At 71.3% G+C, this 20,285-nt stretch carries 25 protein-coding genes; 18 read left to right on the top strand and 7 right to left on the bottom strand.

The genetic code is table 11. The features are described 5' to 3' along the window. A partial coding sequence (locus tag ABZ842_RS14825) for a hypothetical protein (RefSeq protein WP_361536884.1) occupies positions 1-204 on the top strand: 204 nt, incomplete at its 5' end. An 8-nt stretch (positions 205-212) separates the two neighbouring features. Here ABZ842_RS14825 and ABZ842_RS14820 read toward each other — a convergent pair. Beyond that, positions 213-476, bottom strand: coding sequence for a hypothetical protein (locus ABZ842_RS14820; RefSeq protein ID WP_361536882.1), 264 nt, complete (start codon positions 474-476; stop codon positions 213-215). Between the two features lie 273 nt (positions 477-749). Between ABZ842_RS14820 and ABZ842_RS14815 the strand changes: the two genes are divergently transcribed. The 6 genes from ABZ842_RS14815 to ABZ842_RS14790 all read left to right on the top strand — a co-directional run bounded on the left by ABZ842_RS14815 (position 750) and on the right by ABZ842_RS14790 (position 3,736). Continuing rightward, positions 750-953, top strand: a complete 204-nt coding sequence (locus ABZ842_RS14815; RefSeq protein WP_361536934.1) for a hypothetical protein — start codon at positions 750-752, stop codon at positions 951-953. A 4-nt stretch (positions 954-957) separates the two neighbouring features. After that, complete coding sequence (locus tag ABZ842_RS14810) at positions 958-1,464, top strand: DUF6879 family protein (protein ID WP_361536932.1); 507 nt, start codon at positions 958-960, stop codon at positions 1,462-1,464. Further along, positions 1,454-2,311: a helix-turn-helix transcriptional regulator gene (locus tag ABZ842_RS14805; RefSeq protein ID WP_361536880.1), complete on the top strand. Its 858-nt coding sequence runs from the start codon at positions 1,454-1,456 to the stop codon at positions 2,309-2,311. The genes ABZ842_RS14810 and ABZ842_RS14805 overlap by 11 nt, the downstream gene beginning before the upstream one ends. A 108-nt stretch (positions 2,312-2,419) precedes the next feature. Then, a complete protein-coding gene (locus ABZ842_RS14800) occupies positions 2,420-2,647 on the top strand; it encodes a DUF397 domain-containing protein (RefSeq protein WP_361536878.1) in 228 nt (75 codons plus the stop codon). 81 nt (positions 2,648-2,728) lie between these two features. Next, the gene (locus ABZ842_RS14795) at positions 2,729-3,202 is read left to right on the top strand and encodes a hypothetical protein (protein WP_361536876.1); all 474 of its coding nucleotides are present in this window, start codon (positions 2,729-2,731) and stop codon (positions 3,200-3,202) included. 117 nt (positions 3,203-3,319) lie between these two features. After that, positions 3,320-3,736: a hypothetical protein gene (locus tag ABZ842_RS14790; protein ID WP_361536874.1), complete on the top strand. Its 417-nt coding sequence runs from the start codon at positions 3,320-3,322 to the stop codon at positions 3,734-3,736. Positions 3,737-3,965: 229 nt separating this feature from the next. Here the strand turns inward: ABZ842_RS14790 and ABZ842_RS14785 are convergent, their stop codons facing one another. The 3 genes from ABZ842_RS14785 to ABZ842_RS14775 all read right to left on the bottom strand — a co-directional run bounded on the left by ABZ842_RS14785 (position 3,966) and on the right by ABZ842_RS14775 (position 5,906). Then, positions 3,966-4,319 carry an arsenate reductase ArsC gene (locus tag ABZ842_RS14785; protein WP_361536930.1) on the bottom strand — a complete coding sequence of 118 codons (354 nt, stop codon included), beginning with the start codon at positions 4,317-4,319 and terminating at the stop codon, positions 3,966-3,968. A gap of 61 nt (positions 4,320-4,380) precedes the next feature. After that, the gene (gene arsB / locus ABZ842_RS14780; protein ID WP_361536928.1) at positions 4,381-5,457 is read right to left on the bottom strand and encodes an ACR3 family arsenite efflux transporter; all 1,077 of its coding nucleotides are present in this window, start codon (positions 5,455-5,457) and stop codon (positions 4,381-4,383) included. A gap of 26 nt (positions 5,458-5,483) precedes the next feature. After that, on the bottom strand, positions 5,484-5,906 hold the full coding sequence (locus ABZ842_RS14775) for a metalloregulator ArsR/SmtB family transcription factor (protein WP_361536872.1): 423 nt from the start codon (positions 5,904-5,906) through the stop codon (positions 5,484-5,486). Between the two features lie 88 nt (positions 5,907-5,994). Between ABZ842_RS14775 and ABZ842_RS14770 the strand changes: the two genes are divergently transcribed. After that, positions 5,995-6,459: an ArsI/CadI family heavy metal resistance metalloenzyme gene (locus tag ABZ842_RS14770; RefSeq protein ID WP_361536870.1), complete on the top strand. Its 465-nt coding sequence runs from the start codon at positions 5,995-5,997 to the stop codon at positions 6,457-6,459. 67 nt (positions 6,460-6,526) lie between these two features. Here ABZ842_RS14770 and ABZ842_RS14765 read toward each other — a convergent pair whose 3' ends face one another. Then, on the bottom strand, positions 6,527-7,510 hold the full coding sequence (locus tag ABZ842_RS14765) for a YafY family protein (RefSeq protein ID WP_361536868.1): 984 nt from the start codon (positions 7,508-7,510) through the stop codon (positions 6,527-6,529). Positions 7,511-7,599: 89 nt separating this feature from the next. Between ABZ842_RS14765 and ABZ842_RS14760 the strand changes: the two genes are divergently transcribed. Continuing rightward, positions 7,600-8,337 (top strand): alpha/beta hydrolase, encoded by a 738-nt coding sequence (locus ABZ842_RS14760; RefSeq protein ID WP_361536866.1) that lies wholly within the window; start codon positions 7,600-7,602, stop codon positions 8,335-8,337. 20 nt (positions 8,338-8,357) lie between these two features. On the opposite strand, the gene ABZ842_RS14755 is transcribed toward ABZ842_RS14760, so the two are convergent. Then, on the bottom strand, positions 8,358-9,326 hold the full coding sequence (locus ABZ842_RS14755; RefSeq protein WP_361536864.1) for an EamA family transporter: 969 nt from the start codon (positions 9,324-9,326) through the stop codon (positions 8,358-8,360). Between the two features lie 118 nt (positions 9,327-9,444). Between ABZ842_RS14755 and ABZ842_RS14750 the strand changes: the two genes are divergently transcribed. The 9 genes from ABZ842_RS14750 (at position 9,445) to ABZ842_RS14710 (ending at position 17,405) form a co-directional block, all read left to right on the top strand. Then, entirely contained in the window at positions 9,445-10,302 is an 858-nt protein-coding gene (locus ABZ842_RS14750) for a LysR family transcriptional regulator (protein WP_361536862.1), read from the top strand. A 480-nt stretch (positions 10,303-10,782) separates the two neighbouring features. Continuing rightward, entirely contained in the window at positions 10,783-11,058 is a 276-nt protein-coding gene (locus tag ABZ842_RS14745; protein WP_361536860.1) for a hypothetical protein, read from the top strand. 58 nt (positions 11,059-11,116) lie between these two features. Further along, a complete protein-coding gene (locus ABZ842_RS14740) occupies positions 11,117-12,346 on the top strand; it encodes a serine hydrolase (protein ID WP_361536858.1) in 1,230 nt (409 codons plus the stop codon). Then, positions 12,343-13,227: a hypothetical protein gene (locus ABZ842_RS14735; protein WP_361536856.1), complete on the top strand. Its 885-nt coding sequence runs from the start codon at positions 12,343-12,345 to the stop codon at positions 13,225-13,227. The genes ABZ842_RS14740 and ABZ842_RS14735 overlap by 4 nt, the downstream gene beginning before the upstream one ends. A 41-nt stretch (positions 13,228-13,268) precedes the next feature. After that, positions 13,269-14,258, top strand: coding sequence for an alpha/beta hydrolase (locus tag ABZ842_RS14730; protein ID WP_361536854.1), 990 nt, complete (start codon positions 13,269-13,271; stop codon positions 14,256-14,258). Further along, positions 14,255-14,824, top strand: a complete 570-nt coding sequence (locus ABZ842_RS14725; protein ID WP_361536852.1) for a hypothetical protein — start codon at positions 14,255-14,257, stop codon at positions 14,822-14,824. The genes ABZ842_RS14730 and ABZ842_RS14725 overlap by 4 nt, the downstream gene beginning before the upstream one ends. Beyond that, positions 14,808-15,569 carry a class I SAM-dependent methyltransferase gene (locus ABZ842_RS14720; RefSeq protein WP_361536850.1) on the top strand — a complete coding sequence of 254 codons (762 nt, stop codon included), beginning with the start codon at positions 14,808-14,810 and terminating at the stop codon, positions 15,567-15,569. Before ABZ842_RS14725 ends, ABZ842_RS14720 begins: the two co-directional genes overlap by 17 nt. Before the next feature lie 19 nt (positions 15,570-15,588). Then, entirely contained in the window at positions 15,589-15,930 is a 342-nt protein-coding gene (locus tag ABZ842_RS14715; protein WP_361536848.1) for a DUF6191 domain-containing protein, read from the top strand. Further along, complete coding sequence (locus tag ABZ842_RS14710; protein ID WP_361536846.1) at positions 15,927-17,405, top strand: NAD(P)/FAD-dependent oxidoreductase; 1,479 nt, start codon at positions 15,927-15,929, stop codon at positions 17,403-17,405. The genes ABZ842_RS14715 and ABZ842_RS14710 overlap by 4 nt, the downstream gene beginning before the upstream one ends. Positions 17,406-17,424: 19 nt before the next feature. On the opposite strand, the gene ABZ842_RS14705 is transcribed toward ABZ842_RS14710, so the two are convergent. Next, entirely contained in the window at positions 17,425-20,211 is a 2,787-nt protein-coding gene (locus ABZ842_RS14705) for an FAD-binding and (Fe-S)-binding domain-containing protein (protein ID WP_361536926.1), read from the bottom strand. Positions 20,212-20,285 lie beyond the last annotated feature (74 nt).

The raw sequence follows: 20,285 nt of genomic DNA, 5'->3' as shown, positions 1-20,285 counted from the left end.
GTCACCCCACGCGCCGCGTTCACCCACTTCATCGGACTCGCCATGGACGACGGCTACCGCGACCTCGAAGCCACCGACGAAGAAATGACCACCGCCGCACACACCGAACGAACCACCGTCGACCACCAATACGGCATACTCCCCGACCCACCACCACCCACCCACTTCCCCCTCACCCACCACGAAACAGAAGAGGAGTCGTAAGGCACGCCCTACCGGGCTGGCTTCGCGACATGTCCCAGGACGACCAGGCCGATTCCCACGACGAGAAGCGATGGCGAGTCCAGGTTCCAGCTGACCAGCATCAGCAGGGCGCCCGCTCCCCAGATCCTGGGCCGCCGCACTCGCTGCTGGAGCCAGTCGCCCGGCATGCGGCCGAGTAGCAGACCGTGCAGTCCAAGAACGGCCAAGGTGATGCCCAGGGTGAGCATCATCGGGAGCGCCACGAGCCCGACGAGTTGGATGAACGGCGACAACGCATCCCCCTGCTCTTGACCGCAGCCGCAGCCGCAGCACACGACCCTGCCCATTCAATCCGATGGTGCAAAGGGCTCAGATCCAGGGTGGAGGCAGGGTCCCGAGCCTTGGCCTGGTGCCGACGGCGTGGTGGGTGGGCGGCAACCCGCGCGAAGTCAGGACGGTTCTATGCGACTACGTGACTAGACCGCGAGCCGTCCTTGTGACGGGGTATGACCGTCCGTAGCTTGCTGGGCATTCGGTCGGAAGGAGACTCAGTGGACGAACTGCGGATCATTGCCGGCGGGCCGTGCGGGAGTGGTGGCGACGACAAGTGCGGTCACGGCGACTGCCCCACGGTGTACGCCACGACGGACCCCGGTGTGTTGGCAGTACAGGGGTACGACGTGACCCACCCGACGCCGGAGGGCGAATCGGTCGTGTTGGTGCCGGAAGGCGTTCTCAAGGAGGCGGCCCGTGCCCGTGGATGGCTCTAGTCCCGTGCTGCTGGACGGCGACGAGTGGCAGTCGTACTTCCGCGACTTCACGCGTTCCGCGTTCCGGCTCGAAGTGCACCAGACGTACACCATGCCCACCGAGGCGGAGACGGTCCGCGACTTCCTCGCCGGAGCGGAGAAGCCGGAGGGCTTCAACGGGGCGTGGCACCGGACGATCAGGGAGCACGCGGCGGCCGGGCGGACGATGACCCGAGCGAAGATCGTGCGCCGGCCGCTAACGCCGTACAGCCGGTACCTGTTCGAGTGGTGCATCCCCGGCAACGTCGAAGCCGGGGAGGACTACCAACTGGTCGACCTGACCGACCGGCCGAACCCCGGGCTCCCGGAACAGGACTTCTGGCTGTTCGACGAGTCGACGGTCGTACACCTCAACTACCGGGCCGACGGCACTCAGATCAATCGGGAACTGATCCAGGAACCGGACATCGGCCAGTACCTCGCATGGCGGGACCTCTCCCTGGAAGGTGCCGTACCGTTCAGTGCCCATTGAACCTGAGAAGCAAGCAAAAGAACGGAAAGATCTGGCGGAGGCCCTCCGGGGTCTCCGTCGCGCTGCCGGCCTCAGTGGTGAACGCCTGGCGATTCGTTGCAACATGAGCCAAACCAAGATCAGTCGGATCGAAACCGGCCGCGCGCTCCCCACGGTGATGGACGTCGAACGCATCCTCAAAGCGCTTTCCGTTCCTGACGACGTTGCCGAGGAGCTTCTTCGACTTGCTCGCAGGGCCAATGTGGATTATGCGTCCTGGCGTGCGTACGCGCGTGTCGGGCTCTACCACAAACAAGCCGAGCTGAAAGCTCTGGAGTCCTCCTCGCGCGTGATGCGGCACTTTCTGCCCGCCATCCCCACCGGCCTGCTGCACGTCCGCGAGTACGCCGTGGAGACGCTGTCCCCCACGGTGACCAGCGATCCAGCGAGAGACGTGGCCAGGATCGTCCAGGCACGCATGGACCGCCAGGCTGTCCTGGACGACGCGTCGCGCACCTTCTGGTTCCTGCTGACCGAACAGGCTGTGAAGTGGGGTCGCGCGAGCCCCGCGACGATGGCGGCGCAGTGCGCGCACATGGCTGCGGTCAACACGAAGCCCAATGTCGAGATCGGGATAGTGCCACAAGGTGTTCATGTCCCTGGCACTCCGATGAACATTTTCGTGATCTATGACGACCGACTCGTGACAGTGGAACTATTCTCCGGCGAAGTCGTCCTGCGCGACCCCCGAGACATCGCCCAACACCTCAATCTCTTTGACCTGTTCTGGTCACACGCACTCACAGGTGGTGCTGTAACGACCTTCCTGGAGGACGCGTCAGAGGAATTCATGCGTCAACGCGACTAGCTCTTCCGTCACTTCTCCTGCTGCCTAATGGTGGACTCAACCACCAAATCCAACCGAGGCGGCTCCCGCAGTCCACCTTGGCTGTCATACGAGCAGGAGGGCTCCATCATGAACGACCTGTACGACATCCCTCTCGCCGACTCCGCCGCATTCAGCAGGGCCTGCGGCGGCAACACGCACCCCGACGGCGAATCGTGCGTGACCCTCTTGCGGATCGGCACCGATGCGTGGGCGCTGGGCGACAGCAAGCGCCCCGGCGCGGATCCGTTGCGGTTCACCACGTCCGAACTGAAAGCCGCCGGGATCGACCCCACCCGGTTCGGCCTCTCTGTCTGACCTCCCCCACTCTCCGACCGGCTCCAGCCCCTCCTTGGGCTGGGTCGGTCCCTCCCCACCCGCCAGAAGGGGAACGACAAGGTGCACCACCACGCGTACCTGTGGATCGGCACGAAGCAATCGTTCGACGACGAAGCGCTGAGGCGACCTCCGCACCCGGACCCGCCCCCGGCGAGCGGCAAGCCGGAGCTGCTCCAGCGGTACAGGGACGTGGCGGCGGAGTTCCCCGTCGTGGACCTCCCTCCGCTGGAGACGTCGTACTGGCTCATCAAGCCCGGCAAGCTGGTGCGGGGCACCTGGTACGAGCCGAAGGAGGCAGCGGAATGGCTCGGGGAACGGCTCGTCGAGTACGCGCCCCGGTACGCCTGTCCGGCGGATCGCGACGGCACGCGGCTGGCGATACTGGTCGGCTCCGCCGCCGAGCGACTGTCCTTGGGCGGCGACCTGTCCCACGGCTTCTACCTCGAACGACCCGTGTTCCTGTCCCTGGCCCTGGTGTGCTGCGCCCCAAACCGCACCATGCCGACGCTGGGCTGCCCGCTCACGCTCACGTAGTTCATCCCGTCGCGACGGCCTCCGCGGGCCGGAGGCGACCGCGTGCGACCGCGCTCATTGAGCGCAGCGGCTCAACGGCGTCTGTAGCCTGGCGTTGCCGATGTCGGGGGGCTGACCGTGGAGAACATCCTGGCCGTGGCCATCGGGGCCGCTATCGGCCTCATAGGCGTGGTGTTCGGTTCGTGGTTCACCGCGCGCCGACAGGACCGCATGTGGATCCGGGAACAGAAGCTCAAAGCCGGAATCGGCTTCAACACGGCCGTAGTTCAACTGCTGGACCACCTGAAGGAAGCACGGCTGGGCGACGACGGCCCCGGCGCCAACGAGTTGGCGAACCAGATGCAGGAAGCACGCTCAGCCCTCTACCTGCTCTGCGCCAGTGACACCGTCGATCTGGCCGACGCCCTCGCGCGTCGGGTCTGGAACACCCGGCCCACCGACGGCAGGGACGATCGCAGGGCTGAGTTCCGAGAGACGCTGGACCTTCTGCGTCGCTTCACTCACCAGCTCCGGCAAGAGATCGCCAGATCGTAGCCCCCTCCCATTGGATCATCTGGCGGACCGAAGGAGCCCGTACGGCGGACGACCGAAGATGCGAGGCCCTCGCGGAGGCACGGTCCGGGCTCGGAGGGCCTGCCACAGCAAAACCGTAGGAAGGCATATCCCCATCTTCTGGGGCCGACTTGGGTCATGAAGATCGCGCTGTGCGACGCAGGTCGCGCGAGGCGATCGGTTGCGGCGCCGCGCCTGGGCCGACCGTGGGTCACACCGCCGTGATGCCGAGGTCGGCGATGAGGGTGCGGACACGGTGTTCGATGCCCTCCCGGATCAGCCGGACTGCGTCGATGTCCTGTCCGGCGGGGTCGTCGAGGGTCCAGTCGAGGTAGGTCTTACCGGGGAAGACGGGGCAGGTGTCGCCGCAGCCCATGGTGATGACCACGTCGGACGCGCGGACGGCGTCGACGGTGAGGAGCTTCGGAGTGAGCCCGGCGAGGTCGATGCCCTTCTCGGCCATGGCCTCAACGACGACGGGGTTGAGCTTGTCCGTGGGTTCGGAGCCGGCGGAACGGACCTCGACCCGGTCGCCGGCAAGGCGGGTGAGGAAGGCGGCGGCCATCTGGGAGCGTCCGGCGTTGTGGACGCAGACGAACAGCACGGTGGGCCGGGTGGGTACGCGCTCAGGCACGGGCGGGGCTCTCTGATGTGGTCCCGGCGGCCGGGACGGTGGTGGGGAAGTGGCGGCGGGCCCTGAGTGCGACGTGGACGAGGGCGATGAGGACGGGGACCTCGATGAGGGGGCCGACGACTCCGGCGAGGGCCTGGCCGCTGGTGGCGCCGAAGGTGGCGATGGCGACCGCGATGGCGAGTTCGAAGTTGTTCCCGGCAGCGGTGAACGCCAGCGTCGTCGCGCGCGGGTAGTCGAGCCCGGCCGCGCGACCGATGGCCATGGACCCGGCCCACATGAGGGCGAAGTACACGAGCAGGGGCAGGGCGATGCGGGCGACGTCGAGGGGCTGGGAGGTGATGGCGTCGCCTTGGAGGGCGAAGAGGATCACGATGGTGAACAGCAGTCCGTAGAGGGCGAACGGTCCGATCCGGGGGATCAGCTTCGTTTCGTACCAGTCGCGGCCCCGGGCCTTCTCGCCGATGAGGCGGGTGAGGTACCCGGCGGCGAGGGGGACGCCGAGGAAGAACAGGACGCTGCCCGCGATCTCCCAGACGGAGATGGAGAGGCCGGTGGTGGCCAGGCCGAGCCAGCCGGGCAGCAGGTCGAGGTAGAACCAGCCCAGCAGCCCGAACGCCAGGACCTGGAAGACGGAGTTGAGAGCGACGAGGACGGCGGCTGCCTCCCGGTCGCCGCGGGCGAGGTCGTTCCAGATGATGACCATGGCGATGCAGCGGGCGAGCCCGACGATGATCAGCCCAGTGCGGTACTCGGGCAGGTCCGGCAGGAAGATCCACGCCAGCGCGAACATCAACGCCGGACCGATCACCCAGTTCAGCACCAGCGACCAGACCAACAGGGGCCGGTCGCGGGTGACGGTCTCCAGCCGGTCGTAGCGGACCTTCGCCAGCACCGGGTACATCATCACCAGCAGCCCGAGCGCGATCGGCAGCGACACCCCCGCCACCGTCACCCCCGCGAGCACGTCCCCCAGACCCGGGACGAGACGGCCGAGACCAAGCCCCGCGGCCATCGCCGTCAGAATCCACAGCGCGAGGTAGCGGTCGAGGAACGACAGCCGCCCCGCCATCCCCCCTGCGGCCGAAGCGGTGGCGCTCACGCGTCGGCCCCGGCGGGGCCGCACGCCGCGCCGGTCGCGGGGAGGGGTTCGCCGCCGGGCCGGGTGAGGATGCCCGCGAGGCGGTCGGTGGCCTCCGGCAGCAGCCGGTAGTACACCCACGTCCCGCGCCGCTCGGAAGCGATCAGTCCGGCCTCCCGCAGCAGCTTCAGATGGTGGGAGATCGTCGGCTGGGACAGGTCGAACGCCGGGGTCAGATCGCATACGCAGACCTCCCCGCCCGCGCGGGAGGCGATCATCGACAACAGCCTCAGCCGCACCGGGTCCCCCAGCGCCTTGAACACCTTCGCCAGCACGACCGCCTGCTCCTCGTCCAGCGGCGCCGACAGCAGCCCCGGACAGCAGCCCTCCACCCCGGCGGCAGGGTCCTGGCCGATCACCACAAGCTCTTGATTCGACATGCTTCTATGTTGACGTTCTTCGATGCAAGGTGCAAGCTCGAAGGCGAGACATTGATGAACATCGATACAAGCCCTTGGGAGACGCGTCATGTCCCGTGTCCAGCTCGCCCTCAACGTCGCCGACCTCGAAGCGTCGGTGGCCTTCTACTCCAAGCTGTTCGGCGTCGAACCCGCCAAGCGCCGCCCCGGCTACGCCAACTTCGCCATCACCACCCCGCCGCTCAAGCTCGTCCTCATCGAGGGCGAACCGGGACAGGACACCCGCCTGGACCACCTCGGCGTCGAGGTCACCACCACCGACGACGTCACCGCCGCCACCACCCGCCTCAAGGACGCCGGCCTCGCCACCTTCGCCGAGAACGACACCTCCTGCTGCTACGCCCTCCAGGACAAGGTCTGGGTGACCGGCCCCGGCAAGGAGCCCTGGGAGGTGTACGTCGTCAAGGCCGACGCCGACCATCTGGACAAGAACCCGGCCACCGCACCCGACACCACCGCCGGACCCGACACCACCGCCGACACCTGCTGCACCGCCAGCCCTCGCGTCCGCTGACTGCCGACAACGTTTCTGCGGGCCAAACGCCGACGACAAGCCCGCGTGCCCGGAGGCACCTTCTCATTCACCGCGGCAGTTCCCCCGGCGGGCGTTCGGCCGCCGCGGTGAGCCGGGCCGCCAGATCTCTCAGGGCCTGCCGCAGTTCATCCGGGCGGTGGACGGTGAAGGGCCACTCAAGCGAGGCGAGCAGGCGTGCCATGCCGTCGAGGCAGTCCGCGTGGGCTTGCAGCCGGACGCCTACGGGTTGGGCGGTGAGGGTGATCGCCGGGCTCGGCAGGGTGCGGGCGATCTCGTCGAGGGGGCCGTGGACGGTCACTTCGACGTGCCACCGGTAGGACCCCTCGGCGAGGGTCGAGGTGAGGTAGGCGACGGGGTCGAAGCCGTCGGGGACGGTGAACGCCTTCGCGCGGGGCACGACGGAGGCGATGCGGTCGATGCGGTCGATGCGGAAGATTCGCAGGTCGTCGCGGAGGTGGTCGTGGCCGACGGCGTACCAGCGGCCGGTGTGGAACACCACTCCGTAAGGGTCGACGTCGCGGTCGGTCCGCTCCTGCCGCCACGACCGGTAGCTGATGCCGACGGTCGTCCTGGCGCGGGAGGCCAGGGCCAGGGCCAGCAGCACGCCGCTCTCGGGCGCCTGCGCGCTCACGGCGTTCGCGGTGAAGGACAGGGTCTCGCGCATGGCGGTGAGCGGTTCCCGAAGGGCGTTCGGAAGCACCCGCTCGATCTTGGCCCGGGCGCCCGCGCCGGCCAGCACGGTCGTTCCCATCCCGAGGCGTTCGGCCGCGAGGAGCCCGAGGACGACGGCGAGGGCCTCGTCGTTGGTGAGTACCAGGGGCGGCATCCGGTAGCCGCGGGCCAGTCGATAGCCGCCGTGGCGGCCACGCTCGGCCTGCACGGGGATGCCCAGTTCGCGCAGGTGGGCGACGTACCGGCGGACCGTACGGACATCAGTGTCCAGCCGGTCGGCCAGCTCGGCCCCGGTGAGCACGGGGCTCGACTGGAGCAGTTCCAGCAGGGTCAGTACGCGGGTCAGGGGATGCGACACGGGTCCTTCGACATTTCAGGGCCGATTCTGTCCTGTATTGACTTTACGCTCCCCTCAACACCTCAGTTCGCGCACTTCAGGGAGATCACATGGCCACCTTCGTCCTCGTTCCCGGCGCCTGGCTCGGCGCGTGGGCCTGGGAAGACACCGCCCGCGCCCTGCGGGGGCACGGCCACACGGCGCTGCCGCTGACGCTGACCGGCCTGGCCGAGCGCGCGCAGGAGGGCGGGCCACAGACGGACCTGGAGACGCACATCGCGGACGTCGTCGAGTTCGTCGAGGGCAACGACCTGCGCGACGTCACCCTCGTCGCGCACAGCTACGGGGCCCTCCCCGTCAGCGGGGCGGCCGGGCGCCTCGGGGACCGGCTGGAGCGGGTGGTCTACGTGGACAGCGCCCCGTTCTCCGAGGGCATGTGCCTGCTCGACCTCGTGCCGGCGGAGGCGGCGGACGAGATGCGTCAGCAGGTCGCGGCCCACGGCGACGGCTGGCGGCTGCCGATCCCGCCCTTCGAGGTGTTGGGCCGGTCCGGCAGCCTCGACGGCATCGGCGAGGACCAGCGGGAGGTCCTGTACGCGCGGGCCACTCCGCAGCCCTTCGGCCCGTACACGCAGCGCCTTTCCGGCCCGGCCGAGCCCGGCCCCGACGTGGACCGCGTCCTGATCGCCTGTCTTGACTTCACGGGCCTGCTGGATGCGGGGGTGCCGATGCTGGACTTCCTCAACCAGGCGCCGTGGCGGCGCTTCGACCTGCCCACCGGGCACTGGCCGATGCTGTCAGCACCCGCCGAACTCGCCGACGCCCTGCACGCCGCCGCTGTCTCCTGACTACGGCTGACTACGGCTGACTACGGCGACTTCGTCGCCGCGACCTGCGTACGGACCGCTCCCACGCTCGCCGCCATCACCAGGGCGATCGCGACCGCGTCCGCCAGGGACAGCGCCTGGTGCAGCAGCAGGAAGCCGGCGAAGGCCGCCACCGCGGGCTCCAGGCTCATCAGGACCGCGAAGGTGGCGGAGGGGAGGCGGCGCAGGGCGAGGAGTTCGAGGGTGTAGGGGAGTACGGAGGAGAGCAGCGCGACCGCGAGGCCGAGCAGCAGGATCTGCGGGTCGATCAGCGCCGTGCCGGACTGGGCGATGCCCAGCGGCAGGCTGAGCAGCGCGCCGACGGCGAAGGCGAGGGCGAGACCGTCGGCCTGCGGGAAGCGGCGGCCGGTGCGACCGCTGAAGACGATGTACGCGGCCCACATCGCGCCCGCGGCCAGCGCGAAGAGCGCGCCGACCGGGTCGAGGCGGTCGAAGCCGTCGCCGCTGAGCATGCCGCTGAGCAGGAAGACGCCGAGGAGCGCGAGGCCGGCCCACAGGAGGTTCACCAGGCGGCGGGAGACGATCACGGAGAGCGCGAGCGGGCCGAGGAATTCGAGGGTGACCGCAGGGCCGAGGGGGATGCGGTCGAGTGCCTGGTAGAAGAGCAGGTTCATCGCGGCCATGGCGGAGCCGAAGGCGATGACCGTGCCCCAGTCGGCGCGGGAGTAGCCGCGCACCCGGGGGCGGCAGACGGCCAGCATCACGACCGCGGCGAGGACGAGGCGGAGGGTGACGACGCCGATGGAGCCGGCGCGGTCCATCAGCATGACGGCGACGGCCGCGCCGAACTGGACGGACACCACGCCGCCGACGACGAGCCCGACGGGGCCGAGGGCGCCGGTCCGGCGGGGAGTGGTGGTGTCCGGAACCGTGGTGTCCGGGACCGCGGTCTCCGGGGCGACGACGCCTGCGACCGCACGCCCTGCCGACTGCTTCCCTGCCTCGTCCACCGCCGGACCTCCGAACCTTCTGCGCCACCGAGCTTGCGACATGACCGTCCCGATCCACGCTAGTGGCCGCGTGTTGCGCCGTAAAATGCTAATTGCGCTGCGGTTATGCTCGGGACGCATGAGCATCGAGCTGCGTCATCTCCGCTGCTTCCTGGCCATCGCGGAAGAGTCCAGCATGACCAGGGCCGCCGCCCGGCTGCACATCACGCAGCCCGCGGTCTCGCGCTCGCTGGCCGCGCTGGAGAAGCACCTGGGCGTACGGCTGATGGACCGCTCCACGCACCACGTCACCCTCACCGCGGAGGGCCGGGTCTTCCGGGACCGCGCGGCGGCGGCCGTCGCCGCGTTCGACGACGCGGTGGACACGGACCGGCTGCCGGGCCGCCCGCTGCGGCTGGGCCACGCCTGGTCGGCGCTCGGCCCGTACACCACCACCCTGCTGCGGCGCTGGGAGCAGGTGCACCCGGACACCCCGCTCGAACTCCTCCGCTTCGACGAACGCCTCGCGGGCCTCGGGCGCGGAGCGGTCGACGTGGCGGTGGTGCGCGGTCCGGTGGCGGTCCCGGACGGGGTGGTCGTCGACCTCTACGAGGAGCCGAGGGTGGCCGCGGTGACGGCGGACGGCCCGCTGGCCGCGCTCCCCCGCCTCACCCTGGCCGACCTGGCGACCGGCCCGGTCCTGCTGAACACCGTCTCCGGCATCACCGGCCTCGACCTGTGGCCGGCCCACGCCCGCCCGGCGGCGACGGTCACCGTGAGCAACACGGACGACTGGCTCGCGGCGATCGCGGCGGGCCGCGGCTCGGGCGTCTCGGTCTCCTCGACGGCGGAGCTGCACCCCCACCCCGACGTGGTCTACCGCCCGCTCCCCGACACCCCCGCGGTCCCCGTCCACCTGGTCCACCGCACCCCACCGAGCCACCCGGCGGTTCGGGCCCTGGTGACGCTGGCGCGCGAGGTGACGGGCGCGGAGTGAGGCGGGCGGGAATTGCTGCGGGCGCGGGTGGCGCATGGGCAGTGGCGACGGCACGAGTCCGGCCACTCGGCGCCGGCGGGAAACCGCCCAAAGAAGGTGAAGCCGGCGCACTGCCCGCCGCGCCGAGAAACTAAACAACGAATCAGCGAAGCCCTTTTCCGGGAAAACCCGATTGCGCAGGCCACCAAGCTGATCACAGCGGGATACCCGGGAACAGCACAGGAATGAAGCATTCCAACAGTGGTGCAATCGGTGGCAAATAGGGCACCGAGGCGGCCATCACGCCGCCCCGAACGAGTTATCAACCCCTCTGACCAAAAGCCGACGTTGAGCCCGCCGAAGGCATGGATGTAGCTTTCATGTAAGCCCGCAATCAATCGGGCCAGAACCGCTTCAAAAGCTGATCAGCATCCATTGTGGTTCGTTTTGGCGATGCGGATTCCCGCTGCGCCATCGATTCGACGCAAGAGGGAGAAGACATTGAGTAAGTCCATCGTCCTGAGCGCCGCCAACAGCAAGGTCGGCACGGACGTCCGGGGAGTGCTCACCGCTCCGGACGGAATGCCCGTCCTGGCCACCCCGACCACGGTCATCTGCGTCGGCCTCTTCGGCGCGGCGACGGCCACGCCGGCCACCGGTGCCCTGTTCGGCGGCGTTTCGGCGCACGGTGACGCGCCGCTGCCCGAGGCCGTGGAGCGGGCCGGCAGCAACGTCGACGACCTCACCGAGGCCGCTCAGTCCCTGATCGCCGTCTGAGCTGCCCTGACGACCGGTCGAACACCCTGACGTCCGGTTAGACACTCCGTCCCTTTCCATGGCTTCGGCCGCGGAGAGGGACGGAGGCCGGCTCCCCGCGCCGCCGCGAACACGGCCTTCCGCCGCGCCGTCCATCGCGCCTCCCTTCGCACCTTTCATCCTGCCTTCTACCGCACAGAAGACCGCCTTGACATCCAATGATTCCCGTCATTCCATAAACGACACCTGGCTTTCCTGCATCCAGGAATCGCCGGGTGACGTCTCGCTCTACTTCGATGATGGTCGGGGGAATTTCATCACCCATGGCTCCCAACTCCGCAGACCCATAGCGTCAACCGTGAAACTCCTTCATCTGGTGGCCTTCGCGGAAGAGGTGGCCGAGGGACGCATAGGGATTCGCGACCCCTTTTCCCTGGCCTCCTGGGACCTCAACCACCTGCCCGGTACGGACGGTGGCGCCCGGGCGCGCTCCTTCGACGCGTTCGGCATCCGGCACGAAGGCGAGCGGGCCGCCGACCCGCAGGGGTCCGTTCCCGCGGTCCAGTTGGCGAAGGCCATGATCGGCTTCAGCGACAACAGCGCGGCCGACTGCCTCCACGACCTCCTGGGCCCTTCCCGCATCGTCCGCATCGGCGCCCGCTACGGATGGCCGGAAGCCGACCTGCGGTCCGTACTCGGCGAGCTCCTGCTGCTGGTGACCGACGCACCGTTGGAGGGCGTCGGCCCGGCGGAGCGGCGCCGTCTCGGCGACGAGCTCAGGCAGCGCTACGCCACCGACGAGTCGTTCCGCGTACGGGCCGCGCACCGCGTCCCGGTCGCGGCGGCACCGACCGCCTACGAACGCCAGGCGCACTGGGCCGCCGGCGGCCCGGCCGCGACGGCCCGCCAGATCGCCGACCTGATGACGACCGTCGCGCGGGGCGCGGTGCGCGCCGAGGAGCCGAAGCAGTTGGCGCAGCGCTTCTTGGAGATGCAGACCCCACGGCTCGGCGTACCGGGCCTCGTCGGGAGTGGAGCCAAGGACGGCATCTTCCCGGGGATCTTGAGCACGGCCGTGAACACCCGCTGGAGCGACGGCCGGACGGGAGTCGCCGTGGCCGTCGTGAGCCGGCTGAGCCAGGCCGGCTACGCAACGGCGGCGCGGTCGGGGCCGCTGTCCGGCCCGCTGCGAAGGGCGCTGGTCGACGAGCGGTGGGCCCGCGGCCTCGCCGCGGCGGTCACCGAAGTGAAGGACACCGAGAGCCCGGTTGCCGGGCGCAGCGACGAAGTGGGTGACGTGTACCGGTGAACGTGATCAGCAAGCTGGGGCGTGGGCTCTCCCGCCTCCTGGAGGCCGAACCCGCCGGAGTGGACGACGCCTGGCGCACCGTGGAGCGCATGACCGCGGTGTGCGCGGTGATCAGTTCCCTGGAACAGCTGAGTGCCAGGGGAGACCGTTCGCGCGAGAGCACCCTGCCGTGGGGCATCACCAGGGTCCGGCTGCGCAGACTCAACCAGGGCAGGGGGCGCCGGCTCGGGGAGGCGGTCCTGCCGCGCGACGAAGCGATGGCGGCCGTCAGGCTCGCCGCCGGGGCGCGCCTGTTGCTCGGCCGGCCGGGGCACACCGAACGGACCTTGCTGCTGGCCGTGTTGGCGTCCACCGGCATCACCGGCCACATCCGGAACGGCGGGCTCGGGATGGACGGCTCGGACCACCTCTCCACGGTGAACTTCACCACCGCCCTGTTGGACAAGTTCCCGGGCAACACCAAAGGCGACCGCACGGCCGTCCTGTGTTCACTGGCCCTGCAGAGCGCACTCGCCTACTCGACCTCGGGTCTGGTCAAGCTGACGTCCCCGACGTGGCGCAGCGGCGACGCGATCACGGGCGTGCTGCGGACCAAGACGTACGGCGACCGGGACCTGTTCTCCCTGGTGCAGGGCCGCCCGGCGCTCGCCAAGGCCATGGCGTGGTCCGTCATCGTGGCGGAGACGGCCTTCCCCGTCGTCCTGGTGCTGCCGCCGCGCGCCGCCCGGGCGTGCTTCGCCGCCGGCGTCGTGTTCCATCTGGCGAACGGCAGGTACATGGGCCTGAACAGGTTCCTCTGGGCCTTCACCGCGACCTATCCGGCGGTCGACTTCGCCCGCGGCCGACTGCGCGCCGCCCTTCCGCGCGCCGGCCGGTCATGAGCCGGTCGGTGACGAGTCGGCCGGTCATGAGTCGGTCGGTCATGAACCGAGGACGGGCCGACGCCCCCGCCGTCGGCCGGCTGGCCGCCGCCGGCCTCGTCGGTGCCGGCGTCGTGGCCGCGGGAGCGGGCGTGCGGGCGGCGCTACGCCTGGGGAGCCGCCCTGGGCCGTACGGAAGCCTGGTCGGCCTCCCCGGGGGGCGGCGGTTCCACGCGCTGTGGCAGCACGGGGCGCCGGACGGCCCCACCGTGGTGTTCGAGAACGCGCTGGTGTGCTCGGCGACCGAGTGGAAGTGGGTCATCGACGCACTCGGGCCGGACACCTCCTACCTCGCGTACGACCGTGCCGGCACCGGCTGGACGCCGCCGAACCGCGGCGGCGCCGACATCGACGCGTACACGACTTCGCTGCGGGAGTTGCTGCACGCGCTGCGGCTGCCGGCCCCCTACGTCCTGGTCGGCCACTCCGTCGGCGGCCTCCTGATCCGCGCCTTCACCGCCCGCCACCCCGACCTCGTGGCCGGTCTGGTGTTCGTCGACTCCTCCCACCCCGACCAGTGGGCCCGCTCCGAGGTCCAACGGACCGGCATGCCCTGGATCAGACAACGGCTCCTGACGCACGTCGGCAAGGCGATGCTCGGCCTGCACGGCAGCGTCACCCAGGTCAGCGAGACCAGCAGCCTGCCCGACGGGGCCGGTGCGGCGACCGCCGCCCTGCTCGACCTACCGGGGCCCTGGCTCGGCGCCTACCGGGAGGCCCAGCAGGTGGAGACGGCCTGGAGCGAATCGGCGCGCTCGCTCACGTCCGTCGCGCCGAAGCCCGTGGCCGTGGTCACCGCCGGCGAGACCGTGCGCCGCGACCCCGTCCACCGCGACCTCCAGGGGGAGTTGGCCGCGCTGTCGAACCGCCACCGGCACACCCAGGTCGACGAGGCCAGCCACGAGTCCGTCGTCATGCGCGCGGCGCACGCGGTCACGGTGACCGAAGCCGTCCGGTGGGCCGTGGACCTCTCAGACAAGGAGTCTCGATGAACCCCGATCGGTGGCTGACCCTCGCCCGTCGCGTCGCGCTCTACGGAGCCCTCTCGACGTGGCTGTCGCTGACCCTGTTGGAACAGCTCCAGAAGGGCGCCAAGATAAACCGCCGCCTGGACCCCTTGAACGCGCTCATCCCCAACTGGCGCTTCTTCGGACCGCAGCCGGCGATGCACGACTGCCACCTCCTGTACCGCGACGAGCTGGCAGGCGGTGAGATGACGGACTGGCGCGAGGTGGAGGTCGTCGAGGAGCGGCGCACCTCGCACATGCTGTGGCACCCCAACCGGCGCCGGGAGAAGGTCATCTTCGACGTCACCGAGGAGATGAAGGCGTACGCGCGGCGCGAGCAGGAGCTGCGCAAGCTCCAGGTGACCGTCCCGTACCTGGTGCTGCTCTCCTACGTCACCCACCACTGCGAACACCACCCGCAAGCCCGCGGCACCCAGTTCCTGCTGGCCAACGGGCCCGGGTACGACGAGCAGGAGGAGGCGGACCCGTTGCTGTTCTTCGCCTCGGACGTCCACGACCTCGGTAGGGAGCCGCATGCCGTCCACGTTTGATCCGGCCGTCTACGGCGACCACGCCGTGGACATCCACGACCTGCTGTACCCGACCGTCGAAGTGCCCGACATCGTCGCCTTCCTGCGCAAGCGGCTGGCGGACGGCGCCCGCGTCGTCGAATTCGGCGCGGGCACCGGGCGGGTGGCCGTCCCGCTGGCGGAGCACGGGTACGAGGTGCACGGCGTGGACGCGGCGCCGACCATGCTGACGGCCCTGCGGGCGAAGGACCCGGCGGGCCTCGTCCAGGTGCACCAGGCCGACTTCACGCGCGACGTGGTCGGCACCGGGTTCGACCTGTGCCTGCTGGCCAACAACACCCTGCTCATGATGCCGACCCAGGACCTCCAGTGCACCGTGCTGCGCAGGGCGGCCCAACACCTGTGCACGGACGGGCTCCTCGTCGTGGAGGCGTACGAGCCCAGCTCGTACCACCGCCTGACCGGGAAGCACACCCAGTCCTCGGTCCTCAGCTCCAACAAGCTGCTGATCGACTCGATCCAGAACGACCCCGTCACCCAGACCCTGCACTTCCTGCGGACGCTGGTCACCGACGGGCGGGTGCTGACCTTCCCCGAGGTCAGCCGTTACTGTTGGCCTGCAGAGCTCGACATGATGGCGAAGGCGGAGGGCTTCACGCTGGTCGAGCGTTGGGGCGGCTGGCAGGAGTCCGCGTTCGACCGCACGTCGGACACGTACCTGTCGGTCTACCGGTTGACGGGCCCCCGCCCTCCGTCGGATCACTAGACGGATGTGGTGGTGAACGATGAAGATCTTCGTCGTGACAGTGGGCGTGGTCCTGGCCTTATTCCTGGCCGACCAGGCCCTGCTGTGGATGGAGCGGCGGCACTGGATCTACTGGCGGCGCGCGAAGGCCGGCATCGGCGCGGCGTCGAGCGCCGGCATCATGGGCGAACTCCACACCCTCTTCTCCCCCACCCACCGGCACGTCAACGAGGAGAAGGGCCGCCGGCTGGTGCTCCGTGACGACACCGACGCCGGCGCACCGCCCAACCGGGAGATCGACCTCGAATCCGGACGGGTGCGGGTCGTCATACCCAACGACCCCCCGCAGCCCCCCGCGCAGCACGACGACGGGGGACGGTGACGCCCCGGAACGGGCCGCCCGACGTCGTCGTGGTGGGCAGCGGGCCGAACGGCCTCGCAGCGGCCACCACGATGGCCCGCGCCGGTCTGAGCGTCGACGTGTACGAGACCGCGCCCGACGCCGGCGGAGGGCTGCGGTCGAAGGCCCTCTTCCGGGACGACGTGGTGCACGACGTCTGCGCCGCGGTGCACCCCATGGCCGGCGCATCCCGGTTCTTCCGGGAGTTCGACCTCCCCGCCCGGGGGGTGGAGCTCCTCGCGCCGGAGATCAGCTACGCGCACCCGCTCCCCACCGGCCGTGCCGCACTGGCGTACCGCAGCCTGGCGGCCACCTGCGCCGCCCTGGGCGCCGACGGGCGGCGCTGGCACGCGTTGATGGCACCGCTGGTCACCCACAGCCGAAGCGTCGTCGACCTCCTCCTGTCCGAGCAGCGACGGCTCCCCCGCGACCCCGCGGCGCCCCTACTCCTCCTGCGCCGGGTCCTCGCCCACGGGACGGCCCTGACGGCGCCGCGGCAGTTCGCCGGTGAGGAGGCCGCCGCCCTCCTCACCGGGGTGGCCGCCCATGTGATCGGCCCCGTCCCCACCCCCACGTCGGCCGCGGTCGCCCTCCTCCTCGGGCACCTGGCCCACGCCGACACGGGCTGGCCCGTGGTGCGGGGCGGCAGCGCCCGGATCGCGGACGCGCTGGTCGCCGACCTGACGGCGCACGGCGGACGGGTCTTCACCGGACAGCGGGTGACGGACATCCGCGACGTGCGGCGGGCGCGCGCAGTGCTGCTGGACGTCGGCCCCAAGGAGTTCCTCGCCGTCGCCGGCGCCGTCCTCCCGCCCGGGTACCGAAGGCGGCTGCGCTCCTTCCGGTACGGCCCCGGAGCGGCGAAGGTCGACTTCCTGGTCTCCGACCCCGTTCCGTGGACCGACCCCGCCGTGGGCCGCGCCGGTACGGTGCACCTCGGCGGCGCCCGCCGGGACGTCGTGCGCAGCGAGGGCCTGGTCTCCCGCGGCACCAGCGCCGACCGGCCGTTCGTCCTCGTGGTCGACCCGACCGCCGCCGACCCCGGGCGGGCCCGGGGCGGCTTCCGCCCCCTGTGGGCCTACGCGCACGTGCCGAACGGCGACCCCGCCGATCCCGTCCATCTGGTCACCGAACAACTGGAGCGGTACGCGCCGGGGTTCGCGGACACCGTGGTGGCCGCCCGCGGCACGAGCGCGGCCGAACTTGAGGAGTACAACGCGAACTACGTCGGCGGGGACATCGCGGGCGGGGCGATGGGCCTGCGGCAGGCCCTGGCCCGGCCGACCCTGCGGCTGGACCCGTACACCACTCCGCTGCGCCGCGTGTACCTCTGCTCTTCCTCCACCCCGCCCGGCCCCGGTGTCCACGGCATGTCCGGCTACCAGGCGGCGCTGTCCGCGCTGAAGCGGGAGTTCGGCATCCGGTCCGCGCCGTTGCTGAAGCCGCGGACCGGCTGACCCCAGAGAGGCAGGCGCGTCAGCCCTCCCGCGGGTCGTCCGGCAGCGCCTGCGCCAGCACCTCCGCCAAGTGCCGGGCGCGGCGGCCGGTGAGCTGGGCCAGTTGGGTGCGGCAGGAGTAGCCGTCCGCCAGGAGTTCCGTGGCCGGGGGCGCGGACCGTACGGACGGCAGGAGTTGTTCCTCCGCGCACGCCACCGACACCTCCCAGTGGCCGCGTTCGAAGCCGAAGTTGCCCGCGAGGCCGCAGCAGCCGCCGCTCAGCTCGCCGCGCAGGCCGGCGCGGGCGCGCAGGCGGCGGTCGGCGGCGTCGCCGAGGACGGCGTGCTGGTGGCAGTGGGTCTGGCCGACGGCGTCCCGGCCGACTGCCGGTGGGGACCAGTCGGGCGCGTACTCCTCCAGCGTCTCCGCGAAGGTGCGCACCGCGGCGGCGAGGCGGGCGGCGCGTGGGTCGTCCGGCAGCAGTTCGGGCAGGTCGGTGCGGAGGGCCGCGGCGCAGCTCGGCTCCAGGACGACGATCGGGAGCGGCGGGTCGGCGGTGAGGAGCGGCGCCATGGTGTCCAGGGTGCGGCGCAGCACCTTGCGGGCCCGGTCCAGTTGGCCCGTGGTGACGTACGTCAGGCCGCAGCACACCCGGTCCGGCGGCAGTACGGTCCCGAGCCCGGCCGCTCCCAGCACCCGGGCCGCCGCCCGGCCCACCTGCGGAGACAGGTGTTCCGTGAACGTGTCGGGCCACAGCACCGCCATGCGTTCGCCGCCGGCGAGCCGGCCGCGCGCCCAGCGGCGGAAGGTGACCGGCGCGAGCGCGGGGAGCGCGCGCCGGGGCGCGATCCCCGCGGCGCGCTTCGCGAGCGCCGCGAGCGGGCGCACCCGCGCGAGCGCGTTGACGGCGGGTGCCAGCGGGGCCGCGGCGCGCAGCCACTGCGGCAGCCGGCCCAGCGCGTAGTGCGCGGCCGGCCGCAGCCGGCCCCGGTAGTGGTGGTGCAGGAACTCCGCCTTGTACGTGGCCATGTCGACGCCCACCGGGCAGTCGCTGCGGCAGCCCTTGCACGACAGGCACAGGTCGAGCGCGTCCCGCACCTCGGTCGAGCGCCAGCCGTCGCGGACGACCTCGCCGGCGAGCATCTCGTGCAGCAGCCGGGCCCGGCCGCGGGTGGAGTGCTCCTCCTCGCCGGTGACGCGGAAGGACGGGCACATCACCCCGGGCCCGGGCGTCGTCTCCCGGCACTTGGCGACCCCGACGCAGCGGCGCACCGCGGCGGCGAAGTCCCCGCCGTCGTGCGGATATCCGAAGACGACGTCGACGGGCTCCTTCGGCAGGACGGCGAAGCGCAGGTTCGCGTCGAGCGGCGCGGGCCGCACCAGCATCCCGGGGTTCAGCCCGCCGGCCGGGTCCCACAGGTCCTTGAACCGTTCGAAGAGCGCGACGAGTTCCGGCCCGTACATCCGCGGCAGCAGCTCCGCGCGGGCCTGGCCGTCGCCGTGTTCGCCCGACAGGGAGCCGCCGTGCGCGACGACGAGCGCCGCGACGTCCTCGGAGAAGCGGCGGTAGGCCCGTACGCCGGCGTCCGTGATCAGGTCCGCGTCGATGCGGACGTGGATGCAGCCGTCGCCGAAGTGGCCGTACGGGGTGCCGTGCAGGCCGTGGTCGGCCAGGAGGGCGCGGAAGTCCCGTAGGTACGCGCCGAGTCGGGCCGGCGGCACCGCGCAGTCCTCCCAGCCGGGCCACGCCTCGGCGCCGTCGGGGGTGCGGGTCGCGGTGCCGGCCGCGTCCTCCCGCACCCGCCACAGCGCCCGCATCCGGGCCGCGTCCGTCACCACCGCCGCATCCAGCGCCCCGGCGGCGCGCGCGATCGCTTCGGCGCGCGCCCGGGCTTCGGTCGGGGTGTCGCCGCCGGTCTCCACGAACAGCCACGCCCGGCCGCGGGGCAGGCCGTGACCGGGCGGTACGAGGTCGTCGGCCATGCCCTCGACGGTGAGCGGGGCGTGGGGCAGCAGCCCGGCGGCGGCATCGGCAGCCGCGGTCTCGTCGACGTAGCCGAGCACGGCGAGGGCGCGGGCGCGGGGGGCTTCGACGAGCCGGACGGTGGCCTCGGTCAGCACGCCGAGGGTGCCTTCGGTGCCGCAGAAGGCGCGGGCGAGGTCGACGCCGTTCTCCGGGAGGAGCGCGTCGACCGCGTATCCGGAGATGCGGCGGGGCAGCCCGGTCGGGTATCCGGTGCGCAGCAGGGCGAGGTGGGCCGTGACGAGGTCGCGCGTCGCGGCCAGGAGGGCGCGGGCCCGCGGATCGGCCCCGGGCTCGCCGTGGAGCCGGCCCTGGCCGAGAGCGCCGGGGTCGCCGGGGTCGCCGTCGGGCCAGCCCTGGCCGAGCCGCAGCCGTACGCCCTCGTACGTCACCACCGACAGCTCTCGGACGTTGTCCGCGGTCGTGCCCCAGGCCACCGAGTGCGAGCCGCACGCGTTGTTGCCGATCATGCCGCCGATGGTGCAGCGCGCGTGCGTGGAGGGGTCGGGGCCGAAGGTGAGGCCGTGCGGGGCGACCGCGTCCCGCAGCACGTCCAGGACGACCCCCGGCTGCACCACCGCCGTGCGCGCGTCCACGTCCACGTCCACGACCGCGTTCATGTGTCGGCCGAAGTCGAGTACGACTCCCGTGCCGGTGGCCTGCCCGGCGATCGACGTACCCCCGCCGCGGGCGACCACCGGGACCCCGTGGGAGCGGCACACATCCAGCGCCGCGGCCACGTCCGCGGCGTCCAGCGGGGCGACGACGCCCAGCGGCACCCGGCGGTAGTTCGAGGCGTCCATCGTGGTCAGGGCGCGTGCGGTGGTCGAGAGGTCCACCCCGCCGCGGACGGCCGAACGCAGCGCCGCACCCAGCT

Origin of the sequence: Streptomyces sp. NPDC047315 (genome assembly GCF_040643215.1) — a bacterium.
Classification (GTDB): Bacteria; Actinomycetota; Actinomycetes; order Streptomycetales; family Streptomycetaceae; genus Streptomyces.
This window is presented reverse-complemented; position numbering and strand designations above follow the sequence as displayed.

Excerpts from the sequence above, each read along its gene's own strand:
- ABZ842_RS14800 (WP_361536878.1), top strand. The coding sequence starts at position 2,420 with ATGAACGACCTGTACGACATCCCTCTCGCCGACTCCGCCGCATTCAGC.
- ABZ842_RS14785 (WP_361536930.1), bottom strand. The coding sequence starts at position 4,319 with ATGGCCGCCGCCTTCCTCACCCGCCTTGCCGGCGACCGGGTCGAGGTC.
- arsB (WP_361536928.1), bottom strand. The coding sequence starts at position 5,457 with ATGGCGGGGCGGCTGTCGTTCCTCGACCGCTACCTCGCGCTGTGGATT.
- ABZ842_RS14775 (WP_361536872.1), bottom strand. The coding sequence starts at position 5,906 with ATGTCGAATCAAGAGCTTGTGGTGATCGGCCAGGACCCTGCCGCCGGG.
- ABZ842_RS14770 (WP_361536870.1), top strand. The coding sequence starts at position 5,995 with ATGTCCCGTGTCCAGCTCGCCCTCAACGTCGCCGACCTCGAAGCGTCG.
- ABZ842_RS14760 (WP_361536866.1), top strand. The coding sequence starts at position 7,600 with ATGGCCACCTTCGTCCTCGTTCCCGGCGCCTGGCTCGGCGCGTGGGCC.
- ABZ842_RS14750 (WP_361536862.1), top strand. The coding sequence starts at position 9,445 with ATGAGCATCGAGCTGCGTCATCTCCGCTGCTTCCTGGCCATCGCGGAA.
- ABZ842_RS14740 (WP_361536858.1), top strand. The coding sequence starts at position 11,117 with ATGGCTTCGGCCGCGGAGAGGGACGGAGGCCGGCTCCCCGCGCCGCCG.
- ABZ842_RS14730 (WP_361536854.1), top strand. The coding sequence starts at position 13,269 with ATGAACCGAGGACGGGCCGACGCCCCCGCCGTCGGCCGGCTGGCCGCC.
- ABZ842_RS14725 (WP_361536852.1), top strand. The coding sequence starts at position 14,255 with ATGAACCCCGATCGGTGGCTGACCCTCGCCCGTCGCGTCGCGCTCTAC.
- ABZ842_RS14720 (WP_361536850.1), top strand. The coding sequence starts at position 14,808 with ATGCCGTCCACGTTTGATCCGGCCGTCTACGGCGACCACGCCGTGGAC.
- ABZ842_RS14715 (WP_361536848.1), top strand. The coding sequence starts at position 15,589 with ATGAAGATCTTCGTCGTGACAGTGGGCGTGGTCCTGGCCTTATTCCTG.
- ABZ842_RS14705 (WP_361536926.1), bottom strand. The coding sequence starts at position 20,211 with ATGGACGCCTCGAACTACCGCCGGGTGCCGCTGGGCGTCGTCGCCCCG.